Raw genomic sequence first — 14,017 nt, forward strand, 5'->3', positions numbered from 1 at the left:
CCCATTCAGGAGGCCGCCCATGGAAGTGCACGAGGTCACCCTGCCGGTGACGGGTACGCCGGAAGGCGCCGCCCGCGCCCGGCGCACGGTGATGGACGAGGTCAATGGCTGGCGCCGGAGCACGGTCACCGACGACCTGCACGGAGCGGAGACCGTGGCGGGCGAGCTCCTGGCCAATGCCGTCCGGCACGGAGGCGCCGGGACCACATCCATCACAGCTCGCCTGCGCGGCGACCGGCTGCGCTTCGAGGTCCGCGACCAGAGCTCGGCCGTCCCCCAGAAGTCCGCCGTCTACCCGGACGCCGAGCACGGCAGGGGCCTGTTGATCATTGCAGCCCTCGCAGACGAGCACGGCGTTGAACAGGGCTCCTCAGGCAAGTCCTGCTGGGCCGAGTTCGACCTCGCCGCCCGCCCGTACCGCCCCACGGCCTCCGCCCTCCCCAAACCTCCCGACCAAAGGAGTTGATCGTGGCACTCACCCGCGCTTCGGCCTCGAACGCCGAAGTGATAGCCGTACGCCCCGGCAGCGCGCTCGCCGGCTCCGTCACCGTCGACGGCTCCAAGAACGCCGCCCTTCCCCTGCTGGCGACCGGGGCGGCTGTACGTCGGAACGTCCAGCTGGAGAACGTTCCGGCCAGCGCCGACGTCCAGGCGATGGTGGCCCTCCTCCACGGGACCGGCTGGCACGTGGCGCAGGCCGTAGGGCGGTCGGACACCCTGCTCGTCATGACCCCCGAGCACCCGCCCGCCGTTCCCGACCTGAGCGGCGCCTCGGCCATTCGGGCCTCGTACTACCTGGTGCCCGCCCTCCTCGCCTTACGCGGCAGTGCCCGGCTTCCCTGGCCCGGCGGCTGCCGGATCGGGCAGCGCGGGATGGAACTGCACTTCAAGGTGTACGAGGCGTTCGGGGACCACGTCACCGTCCAGGACGCCGGGTACGCCGTCGAGGCCGGCGGGCAGGGCAGCGGCGGCACGGTCTCGCACGCGCTGCCCTTCCGGTCGCGCGGCGCGACGGTCGCCGCCGTGCTGCGGGCGGTCGTCTCCGACCGGGCGTTGCGCCTGGAACTCCCGAACCTCTCGCCGGAAGTCCTGGCCGTGCTCGACGCGCTGCGCTCGGTGGGTTGGCAGGTCAAGGTGAATGACCGAGTCCTCGCCCTCGATCCGGCATCCACGCCCACCGACGAGATCCCGGCCTGGCGCGTGCCGGGCGACAAGATCGAGGCGGGGACGCTCGCCTGTGCCGTCGCCGCCACCGGCGGCAAGGCCCGGATCGACGGCATCCACTGCCGGGACCTCGTGCCGTTCCAGGTAACGCTCCAGCGGCTGGGCATCCCCACATCGGTGGGGGACGAGACGCTCCTCGTCGACGGCAGCAACGCCAACCCGACGGGCCGGCCGCTGCGGGCCATCGCCTCCCTCGCACCCGGGGGCCTGGACGCGGACTTCGAGCCACCGCTGATGGCACTGGCCCTGGGCCGACCCGGCACCCACCTGTTTGCCGACTCGATCAACCCCGGCCGCCACGGCAACCTCCTGCCCCAGCTGGCGAGGCTCGGAGCCGACATCGAGGAGATCTCACCCACCGAGTGCCGCCTGACCGGTCCCCAGCGCCTCACCGGATCCGGTGTCGAAGCGACGGACATCCGCACCGGCTCCGCCCTCATGGTGGCGGCCCTGACCGCCCGCGGGATCACGACCCTCGGCGGAGTCGCCCAACTGCGCCGGGGCCACGCCGACCTGCCCGGCAAGCTCCTCCAGCTCGGCGCCGACATCTGCGAGGTCGCCCCGTGACCGCGAGCCGAACGATCCAACGGATCCTGGCCACCACGGACGTCCACTCCGCCCTCGGCGCCGGCGCTTCCTTCCTCGGCCACCTCCACGAGGCACGGTCGGACAGCCTGCTCGTGGACTGCGGCGACTTCTTCGAAGGCACCGGCTACTACCGACTCGGCCAGGGAGAGCTCGAACGGGACATCCTGCTCGGCCTGTACGACGTCATCGTCCCCGGAAACCACGGCTGGGCGCACTACTTCGAGCCCGCCCTCCACAAGCGGACCGTCTGCGCGAACGCAGTCGACGACTCGACCGGCAACCCTCTGTTCCGGCGGCTGCACGTCGTGGAGATCGGAGGCCGGCGTACGGCCGTCACCGGGGTGATCGGGCTCCAGGCGTTCAACTCGATCCCGGTCGCCCAACGGCTGGGACAGCGGGCCGTCGAGCCGGTGAAGGCCCTGCGCGAGCTGATGCTGGCGCACCACCACGAGGTCGAATCCTGGGTGCTCCTCAGCCACTCGGGCTTCGAGGAGGACCTCGGGCTCGCCGAAGCCTGTCCCTTCCTGGACGTGATCTTCTCGGGCCACTGCCACAGCGACCACACGGGCCCCACCCACATCGGCAGCACCCTCATCCTCAAGGGCCGCGAGCTCGGCATCGGCTACGCCGTCGCGACGTACACCCCCGACCGCTGGGTCGGCCGGACCGCCCTCTTCTCCGACACGGCGAACACCACCCCATCTGTCCTGCCGCCCGAGCTGGCCTCCGTACGGGACCGGATCGCGGCGTTCGACGCACAGCTGGCCGAGCCGCTGGGCCGGATCGCGGAACCGTACCGGAACGAGCAGCTCGATCGCCGGGCCCTGGCCCAAAACCTGGCCGACCGCCTCCGGAGCGGCCTGGGCAGGGACGCCGTCGTCCTGAACGAGACCGCCCTCCGCACCACGGTCCTGGGCGAGATCCTGACCACAGGCGATCTGCTGGCCATCGAGCCGTTCGCGAACTCCCTGGTCGAGGCCTGCATCGCACCGGCTCACCGCCACGACACCGAAGCCCTCCTCAGCCACCTCACCGAGCGGGTCGGGCCGCTCGTCACCTCTCCCGACCCGCTTCCGTCCGGGCTGACGAACGTGCTGACCACTGACTACCTGGCCAACAGCTGCCTGGGCGGCCGGACCCGTCCCGTCGGCCTGAGCCTGGGCTCTGCGATCCGGAGCACCCTGACGAACGGAGACGACCAGTGATCCTGACCGGTCCGGAAATCATCTCCGCCTCGGGCGACGGGCGGCTGCGCATCGCCCCCTTCTCCTCCTCCCAGGTCAACCCGAACAGCTACAACGTCCGCCTCGGGTCCACCCTGCTGACCTACACGGACGACGTCCTCGACTCCCACCGCCCCAACCCCACCCACCGCATCCAGGTCGGCAAGGACGGGCACACCCTGCAGCCGGGCGAGCTGTACCTGGGACACACCATGGAGGAAGTGGGCTCGGACCGCTTCGTCCCGCTGCTCTTCGGCCGCTCCTCCGTCGGCCGGCTCGGACTGTTCGTCGAGATCACCGCGCCCATCGGCGACATCGGCTTCCACGGGCAGTGGACGCTGATGCTCACCCCGACCCGCCCCGTCCGCGTCTACGCCGGGATGAAGATCGGGCAGATCATGTTCTTCGTCTCGGAGGGCGCCATCAACCTGTACTCGGGCAAGTACCAGGCATCCGCCGGCCCGCAGCCCTCCGCCTTCTGGCGCGACCTCGACTCCTCGGCGGTGACGTCGTGATCCTGACCGGACCGGCCATCGCCGCCGCCCGCGACGCGGGCCACATCACGATCGACCCGTACGACCCCGACCGCCTCTCCCCCAACGCCTACGACTGGCGCCTCGGCAGCACCCTCCGCATCTGCCAGGGGGACTTGGACGCCGCCGCCCCCACCGCCTTCCGCGAAGTCACCCTCCTTGACGACGGTTACGTCCTCGAACCCGGCAACCTCTACCTCGGCCACACCCTGGAGCAGACCGGATCCGAGTCCTACGCCCAGCTCCTCAACGGCGACCGGACCACCGGCTGCCTCGGCATCTGGGTCCACGTCTCCGCGCCCCTCGGCCACCAGGGCCACGCCATCCGCTGGACCCTGGAGATCAGGGCCACCCGCCCCGTGCGCGTCCGGCCCGGCATGACGTTCGGCAAGCTCGTCTTCCTCCGCACCCACGGCACGCCCGCCAGCTACCAGCAACACGGCCTCAAGTACCGCACCAGCGAAGGCATCGAGATCTCCCGCCTCTACGAGGAGAACCCCGGAGGCCGCCGGTGAACCCCCTCGTCGCCACCGCCCTCGACCTCCCGTACCCCAGCCCAGGCGGGAGCGTCGAGCTCTTCCTCGACCTCTACACCGGCGAGCAGCCCGCCATCCCCGCCCGCGCCTTCATGCTCGCCCCCGACGGCCCCCGCCCCCGGACGCCCGCCGGCCTCGACCTTCTCCACGCCACCGGCAAGTGCATCGGCGGCGACCACTTCAACCGGTACGTCACCGACCTCCGTCACGCCCTCACGGCCGCCGTCGACCCGCGGCAGATCAGCGTGCTGCACCTCCACCACCTGGCCTTCGGCGCCACCCCAGCCCTCCTGCGCGCCTTCCCCCGCCACCCCCGCATCGCGTTCGTCCACGGCACCGACCTCCTGTACGCCGAGAACCACAGCACCCAGCTCCGCGTCCTGCGCGAGGCAGCGAACGCGGCCGACGCGATCGTCGTCCCCACCCACGCGATGACCGACCGCCTACTCAAGCTCGCCCCAAAGACCGACAGGCGCAAGATCGAGAAGATCCCCTGGGGCGTCCCCGACAAGCTCCTCACCACTCCGCCGCCCCGACCCGCACGACGCCGCACCAGCCACCTGCGCGTCCTCTTCGCAGGCCGCGTGAGCTCCGAGAAGGGCCTCGAACCCCTCCTCCAAGCCGTCGCCGCCACGTCCTCCATCGAACTGAGCGTCGCCGCACCCCGGGCGCAGTTCCAGGACCTCGTACCGGTCATCCGCCAGCACGGCGTCCACGTCCGCTACCTCGGCTGGTTCCGCCGACAGCAGCTGTGGAAGGTCTTCGCCGACCACGACGTCCTGGCCGTGCCCTCCACCACTCTGGAGGCCATGGGCCTCGTCGCCCTCGAAGCCCAGGCCTGCGGCCTCCCCGTCCTCTACCAACCCGTCCCCGGCCTCACCGAGGCCCTCGCAGGCACGGGCATGGCCACCGACTTCACGACCCCCGCCACCGCGGCCCACGACCTCAACCGCCTCCGCACCACACCGGGCCTGCTCGAACTGCTTCGTGCGGCCGGCCGCACCAACGCCGCCCGCTTCCCCCTCAGCGCCACCGCCTCGGCCATCACCGACCTGGGCCGACGGCTCACCTGACACCACCCGTGGCGCAGTCGGGCCCGCCCCGGCCACGTCACTAGGCTGGCCAGCGGACCACCCGCGGCCGTACGACGATCGGGAGACCATGACGACGCCCTCCTCCACCGCCCGTATCGAAAACCTCCTCCAGACCGGCGTGCGCGAGGAGGTCTACCCCGGCGCGGTGTGGGCGGTCGGGGACGCCGACGGCATCCGCGCGGGCGGAGCCGTCGGCCTCCTCGACCCCGACCGGCCCGACGACCCGATGCGGCTGGACACCGTCTTCGACGTGGCCAGCCTCACCAAGATCCTCGCCGTCTGGTCCACGATCGGCACGCTCGCCGAAGAGGGCAAACTCGACCTCCAGGCCCCTCTGGGCACCTTCTGGTACGAGGTCGCCGGCCACCCCCTGGCCCGGGCCACGGCCCACCACCTTCTGACCCACACCGCAGGCCTGCCCCTCCGCGCCAACCTGAAGAACCTCTACGGCACCGACCCCCAGGACATCCGCGACGGCGTCCTCCACGAAGCCCTCCACCGCCCGCCGGGCGAGGCCGTCGAGTACACCGACCGGGCCGCCCTGATCCTCGGCTACCTCGCCGAGCACCTGTCGGGCCAGCCCCTGGACCGGCTCGCCACCGCCCGCGTCTGGCACCCCCTGGGCATGGCCCACACCCGCTTCGGCCCCCTCCCCGCCGCCGAGGCGGCCCGCTGCGCCCCCACCGAGTACGACGACTCCACCGGCACCCACCTCAAGGGCACCGCCCACGACTTCTCCGCCCGCCTCCTCGGCGGCATCTGCGGCATCGCCGGCACCTTCTCCGTCCTCGACGACCTCGCCCTCTTCCTCCGCCACATGCTCGCCCCCACCCAGGTCACCTTCGGCCCCACCTGGATCAAGGACTCCCTCCGCATCCACACCGGCACCCTCACCCCCGCCCGCGGCCTCTTCTGGCACCCCGCCCCCGGCACCGACCCGGCCGAGGACGTCTGGGTCCACTACGGCTTCACCGGCACGGGCATGTGGATCAGCCCGGCCCAAGACCGGTGGGCCGTCCTCCTCACGAACAAACTCCGCTTCAACCGCGATCGGGAGCCCTTGACGGAAATCCGCAACGCTTTCCGTCTCGCCGCATTCACGGTGGTTGTTCCGAGGCTCCAGGCCTGACGGCAACCCCGTCCACGCGGAGGGCGTTGATCGGCTTGGCGGAGGACCTCTCTTCGGCCGTGTCCGAGACTGCCTATCGGGCAGTCCGGGCACAAGGCCCGCACGCTCCAAGCGTCTTACCTGTAGAGCCATTGGAACGCGAACTGCCACGAGCCCGCTGCCGTATCCCACCGGCGCTCTCATCCTGGGTGAGCGACGCGGCAGTCAGCCATCGGGGAGACGGCGGCTCGGAGGCCACCCGGAAGTCCTGCTACGGCACCAGGTGGCCGATCACTACCAGCGTGACGTCCCCACTGCTCGTACAGGAGCCTACGCAGGCGTCAACTCACTGAGGGCCCCTTGTAGGGCTTCGCTCTTGAGACGGGTCGCCGCAGCCAGTTTCCGCAGATCCTCGCCAGTCAAATACCGGTAGCTCTGCGGTGGATGGAACGAGCCGGAGGCCCTGAGAGCCGCCAGAGGAACCGGCTCCTCGAAGGCGACCGGCTCCTCCAAGGAGAGGCCGCTGGCCCGGGTCGCGCCGCTCATGTAGTCGTCGTACTCCCGACGGCTGATGCCAGTGCTCGTGCGACTGGCGGTCCACACCTCACGAGGGCTGGCCACCTGCACCGAGGCGATCCTCGCCATGCCGACGATGGCCATCGTCGGCGCGGTCGCGTAGAGGAGTACGGGCGTCCCAGGAGGAGCGGCGACGCGTTGGCGGCGTACCTCCACCGTCTTGGTGCCGGCCAGGATCGCCGTCGCGAACCTCGGGTGGACGGACAACAGCATCGCGCGCTCCGGATCGCTCACGTCTTTCGGTGCCCCTCTTCGTACACGGCCTGGAACAGCGCGTTGTCGATCTTCGACAGCGACATCAGCGACAACCGTAGCCCCAGCCCGTTCGCCAGCGCGGTCAATCGCGAATGCGTCACCTGTACGGGAAACAGCTCCGTGTCCGAGAACCTCAGCGCCATGACCCGGCCCGTAGCATCGGCTGCCGCACGCACTTCGGCACGACCATATACGCCCAGGTGTTCGAATCGCGAGAAGAGGGCGTCAGGGTCGCCGATGACCACCTCGTCGAGGCGCGAGCAGCCGATCACCATCTTGCCCTGCTGCCCTGCGGACCCCTCACTGACGTACCAAAGGATCCGAGCGGGGACGCTCTCGCCCCGATGGCCGGCCGACCGGTAGTACACGTGCTCGCGACTGATTCCGAGTACGTCGTCGCGCGGTACGAGCATTGCCGGAACGTCGAAGAGCTCCGTGGACCAGCGCGGCTTGACGGGTGCGATGAAGGTCGGCAGGGCAGAATCGACCAGCTTCGCCGGCCACCACACCCTCTCGGCGATGCTCGCGATCTCCGCTGGCGCACGGGCGTCCAGGACCGGCGTCACAGCGCCGGTCCGCCCCGCGATCTGCCCGGCGGCCCCGGAGACCGCCTCCGTCGGCCCGCACACGTCTACCAGGAGCGCGGTGAAGCCCTTCTCGTCCTCGACGAAGCCGTCGGGGCCTGCTGCGACCACAGCCGCCCTTGAGGGGCCGGGGTCGATGATGCGCACGGCCTGGGCGCCCCGGTCCCGCCCGAGTCTCTTCAGCATGAAGAGCAACTGGCGGGCCAGCGTCTCTTCCAGAGCGTGCGATGCGGTCCTCAGGAGAGGAACGTTCAGCGTGCGGCCGTCCAGCGCCCAGGCGTACAGCGCGACAGGGCGCCCATCGCCGTCCCGGATGAGTTCCCTGCGCCACAAGACACCATCACGGGCAAGGCTGGTCAGACGCTCCGACAAGCCGACTCCACCGTCACCACCGGCCTCGTCGAAGAAGGCGACGAGCCCCTCTTCACTTCCGGGCTCGACCTCGGCGGCGGAGAAGGCCGTTCCCATGAGATCGGCAGGGCGATACATCTGGGCTTGGCGGAGTTCGTCCACATGGAGCGTCACGGCCTCGGGAGAGACTACCCTGACGCGCGCCACCTCCCAGGCGATGTCTGCCAGCGCCGCCAGGTCGGAATCACGGGTCACCAGTACCTGCAGGCCAGCACAAGACGTCTCGGCCACGTAGCGCAGCCGCGCACGCAGGCCGACATCGATCACAACGCCGGGCATCTCCTTGCCCACCGCTGCGGTCAACTCCTGCTGGCGGCTGACCACCGCGGCGGTGTCGGGCGCCAGGGAGCGGAGCCTGGACAGGCCGGCACGTTGGTGGTTCCGCTCCTCCCGGTCCTCCACCGCTTGAACGTGTAGGAGGAGCTGCGGCGTATAGGCGAGCTCGACCAGGTCTGCGAGCCACCCGGCCTCAAGGGCCCTCGCTTCCTCGACCGCACTCTCGGCACCCGTGCCGTGAAGCCCGGAAAAGACCGTGTGGTCGACCGTCACGACCAGCAGGGCGTCGCTCTGCGCTCCAGTGAACAGGTCGTCGTGACCGTGGTCGAGCCACCAGGTGTCGAGGGTCTCCTTGTCACTACCCCGCCCGAGGCCCTCGCCCTTCGGCACGAAGCCCAGGCCGCTCCAGGTGGCGCTGAGCCCGTAGTCACGGCGGCACCTGGCCCTGATCCCAAGCCTGTGACTTTGACTGCGCCGCAGTTCTGCGATCAGGAGCCTCGCGACCCCCTTGCCCCGGTGCTCCTCCGCCACGCACAGGTGCACGAGGCGAACGTGCTGGCTACGCTTGGGCAGTCCGAAGAGCGCGTATCCGACCAGCTCACCGTGGTCCAACGCAACGAGCAAGCCACCGTCGTCGGCGTACTTCCGGTACGCGGGTGGCGTGAGCAGACCGAGCCGCTTCGTGTAGCGGTTGCCCAGAGCGATGGCCGCACCGAGCATCTCCGACTGTTCTCCGGTCACCGGCAGCACTTCGATCACCGTGTTCCCCCTCCGCTTCCGTGAGGATCGGGTCGATCACTCCCAGCGCATGGTGTCGAACCATGGGTGAGCGGGCCACCGTTTGACCAATTTCAGCCGTGTTGGCTCGAATTGCCACTCCGCGGCGGCGGTGCGGCGGCGGCCACCCCAAGCAGACACGGGAGCGCGACCCTACGGGGTTACCGAATGAACGCTGAGCAGTTGTCCGGAGGTGGAAACAAAAGGCAGTCGTAGGGGCGTGCCAGCGCCGCGGGACGCCAACGTCCGGAAGGTGATGACCGCCCAACGCAACCGGGACACTGCGCCGGAGCTGGCGCTGCGCCGCGCCCTACACGCGTTGGGCTTCCGCTACCGCGTGGACCTGCCGATCCCAGGAATGCCGCGTCGGCGCGCTGATGTCACCTTCACGCGCTGGCGGACGGCGGTGTTCGTCCAAGGCTGCTTCTGGCACGCCTGCCCGACACATCAGCACGCTCCGAAGCACAACTCCGACTGGTGGCGCAGGAAGTTCGACACCAACGTTCGCCGGGACGAGGAGACCGACGCGCACCTCGTGCTCCTGGGCTGGCTGCCACTCCGCATCTGGGAGCACGAAAGCGTGGACGGTGCTGTTCGACGCGTGACGGCGGCCCTCGCCACCCGGGGCCATCCCCTCGCCCTGCGGCTGGACGCCCGGGACGTCGACACGTGACTCCAGGCCGGAACAGCACCGCCACGGACGACGACGACATCGCCGCGACTAGGACGTTACAACTCCCACTGAAACACCCGGTTCGTCAATCGCTGACGGGTGCACATACCTGCCCTGACCGGCGATGAACACGACAGGCTGAGCGATCACCGCTCGTTGGTGCACGGGCGAAGCCGGTGAACGAGTGGCACCCCACGGACCGGCAGAGGTTGGGGCACCGCGCGGCAGGCGCTCGACCGAACGGCGGCTGGTGTGGCGCTGTCCAAGATCGCAGTCTGCGCCGGTTCCAGGACATCAGCCGACCACTCAGCGGCGTCTCCCCTTCATCCCGTACACGCGTATGGGAAAGCGTCACACACAGCGAGCGGGTGAGTCGGAACACCAGATCCGGTAGATGTGCCCGGCACCCTGGATCGATACACTGAAAGCACAGTCAAGCTACAGATTACGTGCCGGCTTCTTGCTCATGCGGGACGGCTGTCGGCACCTGGCGTTCCGGGAGGAGCGAGATGGCCCAACGTACGGATCAAGTGTCGGTGACCCTGGCGGCGATCGCCCGCCTCGCGGGGGTAGGTCGCGCGGCGGTGAGCAACTGGCGGCGCAGGCACCCTGACTTCCCCGAGCCGGTCGGTGGCACCGACGCCAGCCCGCAGTTCGCCCTCGAGGCTGTCGAGGAATGGCTCAAGCAAAACGACAAGATCGCGGCGACCGCCGGTCCGCTGGAACGCTTGTGGCCGCGGGTCGCGGACCTGGGTGATCGGGACCGGATGGGTCGAGTGGTCGCGGGTGTCGGCGCACGACTCGCTAGTGCTTCGGCGGCTGACAGGGCGTCGGTGACCGGCCGCACAGAGGATGATGTAGCGCTGGACCCGGCGGAGCAGGCGCTCGTGGACGAGGCCGTGCGCATGGCTGGCACCGAGGGCGGAGCCGAGACCTTCCGGTTCCTGCTCGACCGGTGGCTTGGCACGCACGTCCGGCAGATCGCAACCACGCCGGCCCCGCTCGCCACCCTGATGGCTGCCATCGCGGCTGCAGCGCGCGGGGCGGAGCCGGTACGGACGGTGGCCGATCCCGCCTGCGGCACCGGCACGCTGCTGCTCGCCGCGGCCCGCCGATGGTCCGAGCCAGAAGTGGGGAGCGACCTCCGCCCTCTTGGGCTCCTGGGGAACGATGGCGACCCGGTTCTATCCTCGATCGCAGACGCCAGGCTGATCCTGGAGGCCGGACAGCAGGCGTTGGTCTCGGTCACCGCCATGGACACGCTGCGGGACACCTTGCGCCCGCCGTCCGAACCGGTCGACGTCGTACTCTGCAATCCGCCTGCCAACGAACGCGACTGGGGCCACACGGAACTCGCCACGGACCGGCGCTGGACGTACGGACAACCGCCCCGCACGGAATCAGAACTCGCATGGGTCCAACACGTCGTCTCCATGCTGGATCACGGGAAGGGCGCCGGCGCCACCGGGCACGGCGGTGTGGCCGTGGTCCTCCTGCCTCCGGGGGTGGCCGCCCGCCGGGCCGGGCGGCGCATCCGTGCAGGCCTGCTCCGGGCTGGAGTGATCCGCGCGGTGGTCGCTCTGCCGGCCGGGGCCGCGCCGCCCTACGGAATCGGACTCCATCTGTGGGTCCTCGCCGCGCCCGCGCCGCGCTCCCAAGACTCGGTGGTCTTGGTGGACACGTCGGACTGCCGCCACACACCATCCACAGTCTCGGCCTCCCGCCTACCGGCCATCGACTGGGATGCGATAGGAGACCGGGTTCTCAGCGCACTTCAGGGCGGTGAAGGGCCTGGCATCGTGTCCGTTCCAGTGACCGACCTGCTCGGCGAGGAAACCGACCTCACGCCGGCCCGGCACGCCGCGGCCGCTGGACCGACGAGGCCGGTGGACCTGCGGCGCCTGTGGACCCGGTACGAGAAGGGGCTACTCGCCACCCAGGACGCGGGGAGGTCCCTGCGCGAACTCTCTGCGGTGCAGGGCACCGTCAGTCTGGGGACCGTGAGTGTCGCCGAACTGGAACGGGCGAAGGCCCTCAGCATCCTCTCCGGCATCGCCTTGCCGGAGGAAACGGTACGGCGGGGCGACGTCCCGGACGACGGGGTCAGACTGGTCACAGGCCTCGTCGCGATCGGCCCGGAAGAACAGCAGTGGCTCGACCGGACTGCCGCCGAACAAGCGGACCAGGACGGTCTGTTCCCGCTGACGTCGTTCGGTGACGTGGTCGTCGTAGCGACCGCACACGGCTTCGACGCATGGGTCGAGACGGCCGCTCCGCGAGCTCTGGGCCACCACGTGTACCGCCTCCGAGTCGATCCAGAACGCCTCGACCCGTGGTTCCTAGCCGCCTGCTTGCGGGAGAGGTCGAATGCCAGGCGAGCCGGTACCCATGCTTCGAACACCTCGCGGGTTGACGTCCGCCGACTCCACGCGCTGCGGCTGCCGCTGGAGGAACAGCAGGCGTACGGCCAAGTGCACAGGAAGCTGGTCGAGATGGAAAAGGCACTCGCGGAATTGGGGGGCGTCGGACGAGAGCTGAGCGACGGGCTGTCCGCGCTCCTGGCGACGGGGCGCCTGGAGTACCGCTGAGCGTCGACTCAGCCCTGACCTGCCTCCGGCAAGTCGTTCAGGACGACTTCGATCAGTTCCGGCGGACGACATTCGGAGTGCGAGCAGTCCCTCTCCGGGCACTCGGCCATGAACGCACCGAGCTCGCGGACGAGCGACAGCAGGTGGCGCTGCCCGAGGAGTCCGTCTACAGGTGCAGTCCAGACCTGCGCCGCGCACCGCGCCCACTCGGCGAGAGCCTCGTCCCGTTGGCCCGGCAACGACACTCGGCATTCCACCAACCCCAGGCGGGCCGCGAGTAGCGCCGCGAACGCCGGCTCGCCGGGCTGAGCCACACCCCTCAGGTCACGGACGACGTCCCGGTACCGCTTGTCCGCGCCAACTCCTTCATGATGGATCCGCTCCCGGTCAGCGACGAGGACGCGCGCCGTGAGCACATCGGAATCGAACACTCCCCAGCGCCTCTGTGCCGGAGAAAGCAACTCCGTCAACCGCTGGGCCACCGGACCCGGCACTGAGCCGGCACCGTGGATCTCGTCGTACGCCGTGGCGAGAGCGTGCTTGAGGCCGTCCCGGTCGACGGCACCCCCGGGGCGCCGAACCCGGGAGCGGCCCCCCTGACGTGCGGCGCGCCTCGGCTCGTGATGAACCAAAGGTGCCGGCCGCCGGAAGGGAAGAGTGAGGTCGGGGTAGACCGCCGGGTCCGGCTCGGGGTCGTCGGGCTGGGGCAGGTACGGCCGCAACGCCTCGGCGGCACTGCGCGCGGAAGGACGCCGAGCAGGGTCCTTGGCGAGCATCCAGTCGACCAGGTCTGCCAACTGGGAGGGGAAGCCAGGCAGAACCCGGTCGAGACGGGGCGGTGGTTCATGCAAATGGGCCTGCGCCATCTGGATGTCACTTGCCGGGTGGACGAAGACTGGCCGGCCTGCCGCCAGTTCGAAGAACAGGCAGGCTACGGCATAGACATCCGCCGCACCCGTGGGGTTCTCCTCCCCGTCGAGAACCTCCGGAGCCTTGTACCCCATCGTGCCCGGGGTCTGCCCTTCGGTGTACCGGGTCGCGTCGTGATCGGTGAGCAGGGCGATGCCGAAGTCACCCAGGTAGGCACGACCGGTGGCATTCTCCAAGAGGATGTTGTGGGGCTTGACGTCACGGTGCACCGTGTCCGCTTCATGTACTCGGGCCAGGGTCTCCAGGATCTGGACAGCGACGGAGACCGCCACTCCGACGTGCCTGCGGTTCGTATTCAGGTATTTCCGCAGGTCAGTTCCCTCGATGTACTGCATCACCAGATAGGGGCGGCGCCGGAAACGGCCGTGGTGCACCAAGAACGGGACGCCTTCACCACCCAGACGGTCGTACAAACGAATCTCTCGCTCGAAGCGCCGCAACTCCGTGAGCGTCGGCTCGACGCTCCAGCCGTCCAGGGCGGACCTCGCGGCGTCGGGAATGAGGAACTTGACGGCGACAACGGAGTTGTCCGTCAGGTCGGTCGCACGACATACCGCACCCATCCCGCCTACGGACGGGGTTCCGTCGATCCGGAAACGTCCATCAACGATCTTTCCGCGCTCCACGTGGACGCCTCCCCG

General features: G+C 69.7%; 12 protein-coding genes. 9 read left to right on the forward strand and 3 right to left on the reverse strand.

The genetic code is table 11. The annotated features are described in order from the left end of the window. Positions 1-19: 19 nt before the first annotated feature. The 7 genes from ACFY0O_RS17035 (at position 20) to ACFY0O_RS17065 (ending at position 6,327) form a co-directional block, all read left to right on the forward strand. Positions 20-466, forward strand: coding sequence for an ATP-binding protein (locus ACFY0O_RS17035; RefSeq protein WP_388947465.1), 447 nt, complete (start codon positions 20-22; stop codon positions 464-466). A 2-nt stretch (positions 467-468) separates the two neighbouring features. Further along, positions 469-1,791: a UDP-N-acetylglucosamine 1-carboxyvinyltransferase gene (locus ACFY0O_RS17040; RefSeq protein WP_388947466.1), complete on the forward strand. Its 1,323-nt coding sequence runs from the start codon at positions 469-471 to the stop codon at positions 1,789-1,791. After that, positions 1,788-3,017 carry a metallophosphoesterase gene (locus ACFY0O_RS17045; protein ID WP_388947467.1) on the forward strand — a complete coding sequence of 410 codons (1,230 nt, stop codon included), beginning with the start codon at positions 1,788-1,790 and terminating at the stop codon, positions 3,015-3,017. The genes ACFY0O_RS17040 and ACFY0O_RS17045 overlap by 4 nt, the downstream gene beginning before the upstream one ends. Continuing rightward, positions 3,014-3,550 carry a dCTP deaminase gene (gene dcd / locus ACFY0O_RS17050; protein ID WP_388947468.1) on the forward strand — a complete coding sequence of 179 codons (537 nt, stop codon included), beginning with the start codon at positions 3,014-3,016 and terminating at the stop codon, positions 3,548-3,550. Before ACFY0O_RS17045 ends, dcd begins: the two co-directional genes overlap by 4 nt. Next, a complete protein-coding gene (locus tag ACFY0O_RS17055) occupies positions 3,547-4,083 on the forward strand; it encodes a deoxycytidine triphosphate deaminase (RefSeq protein ID WP_388947469.1) in 537 nt (178 codons plus the stop codon). The genes dcd and ACFY0O_RS17055 overlap by 4 nt, the downstream gene beginning before the upstream one ends. Further along, positions 4,080-5,177, forward strand: a complete 1,098-nt coding sequence (locus tag ACFY0O_RS17060) for a glycosyltransferase family 4 protein (protein ID WP_388947470.1) — start codon at positions 4,080-4,082, stop codon at positions 5,175-5,177. Before ACFY0O_RS17055 ends, ACFY0O_RS17060 begins: the two co-directional genes overlap by 4 nt. Before the next feature lie 88 nt (positions 5,178-5,265). Continuing rightward, positions 5,266-6,327, forward strand: a complete 1,062-nt coding sequence (locus ACFY0O_RS17065) for a serine hydrolase domain-containing protein (protein WP_388947471.1) — start codon at positions 5,266-5,268, stop codon at positions 6,325-6,327. A 309-nt stretch (positions 6,328-6,636) separates the two neighbouring features. On the opposite strand, the gene ACFY0O_RS17070 is transcribed toward ACFY0O_RS17065, so the two are convergent. Together ACFY0O_RS17070 and ACFY0O_RS17075 are read right to left on the reverse strand one after the other, a co-directional pair. Then, positions 6,637-7,116 (reverse strand): ASCH domain-containing protein, encoded by a 480-nt coding sequence (locus ACFY0O_RS17070; RefSeq protein ID WP_362141806.1) that lies wholly within the window; start codon positions 7,114-7,116, stop codon positions 6,637-6,639. Then, complete coding sequence (locus tag ACFY0O_RS17075) at positions 7,113-9,167, reverse strand: GNAT family N-acetyltransferase (RefSeq protein ID WP_362141805.1); 2,055 nt, start codon at positions 9,165-9,167, stop codon at positions 7,113-7,115. The genes ACFY0O_RS17070 and ACFY0O_RS17075 overlap by 4 nt, the downstream gene beginning before the upstream one ends. 238 nt (positions 9,168-9,405) lie before the next feature. Between ACFY0O_RS17075 and ACFY0O_RS17080 the strand changes: the two genes are divergently transcribed. Both ACFY0O_RS17080 and ACFY0O_RS17085 read left to right on the forward strand, forming a co-directional pair. Then, positions 9,406-9,858, forward strand: coding sequence for a very short patch repair endonuclease (locus ACFY0O_RS17080; protein WP_388171879.1), 453 nt, complete (start codon positions 9,406-9,408; stop codon positions 9,856-9,858). Between the two features lie 509 nt (positions 9,859-10,367). Beyond that, the gene (locus ACFY0O_RS17085; RefSeq protein WP_327738246.1) at positions 10,368-12,446 is read left to right on the forward strand and encodes an N-6 DNA methylase; all 2,079 of its coding nucleotides are present in this window, start codon (positions 10,368-10,370) and stop codon (positions 12,444-12,446) included. An 8-nt stretch (positions 12,447-12,454) separates the two neighbouring features. Here ACFY0O_RS17085 and ACFY0O_RS17090 read toward each other — a convergent pair whose 3' ends face one another. Then, positions 12,455-14,002 carry a serine/threonine protein kinase gene (locus tag ACFY0O_RS17090; RefSeq protein ID WP_388947472.1) on the reverse strand — a complete coding sequence of 516 codons (1,548 nt, stop codon included), beginning with the start codon at positions 14,000-14,002 and terminating at the stop codon, positions 12,455-12,457. Positions 14,003-14,017 lie beyond the last annotated feature (15 nt).

Source organism: Streptomyces sp. NPDC001594 (genome assembly GCF_042893675.1).
Classification (GTDB): Bacteria; Actinomycetota; Actinomycetes; order Streptomycetales; family Streptomycetaceae; genus Streptomyces.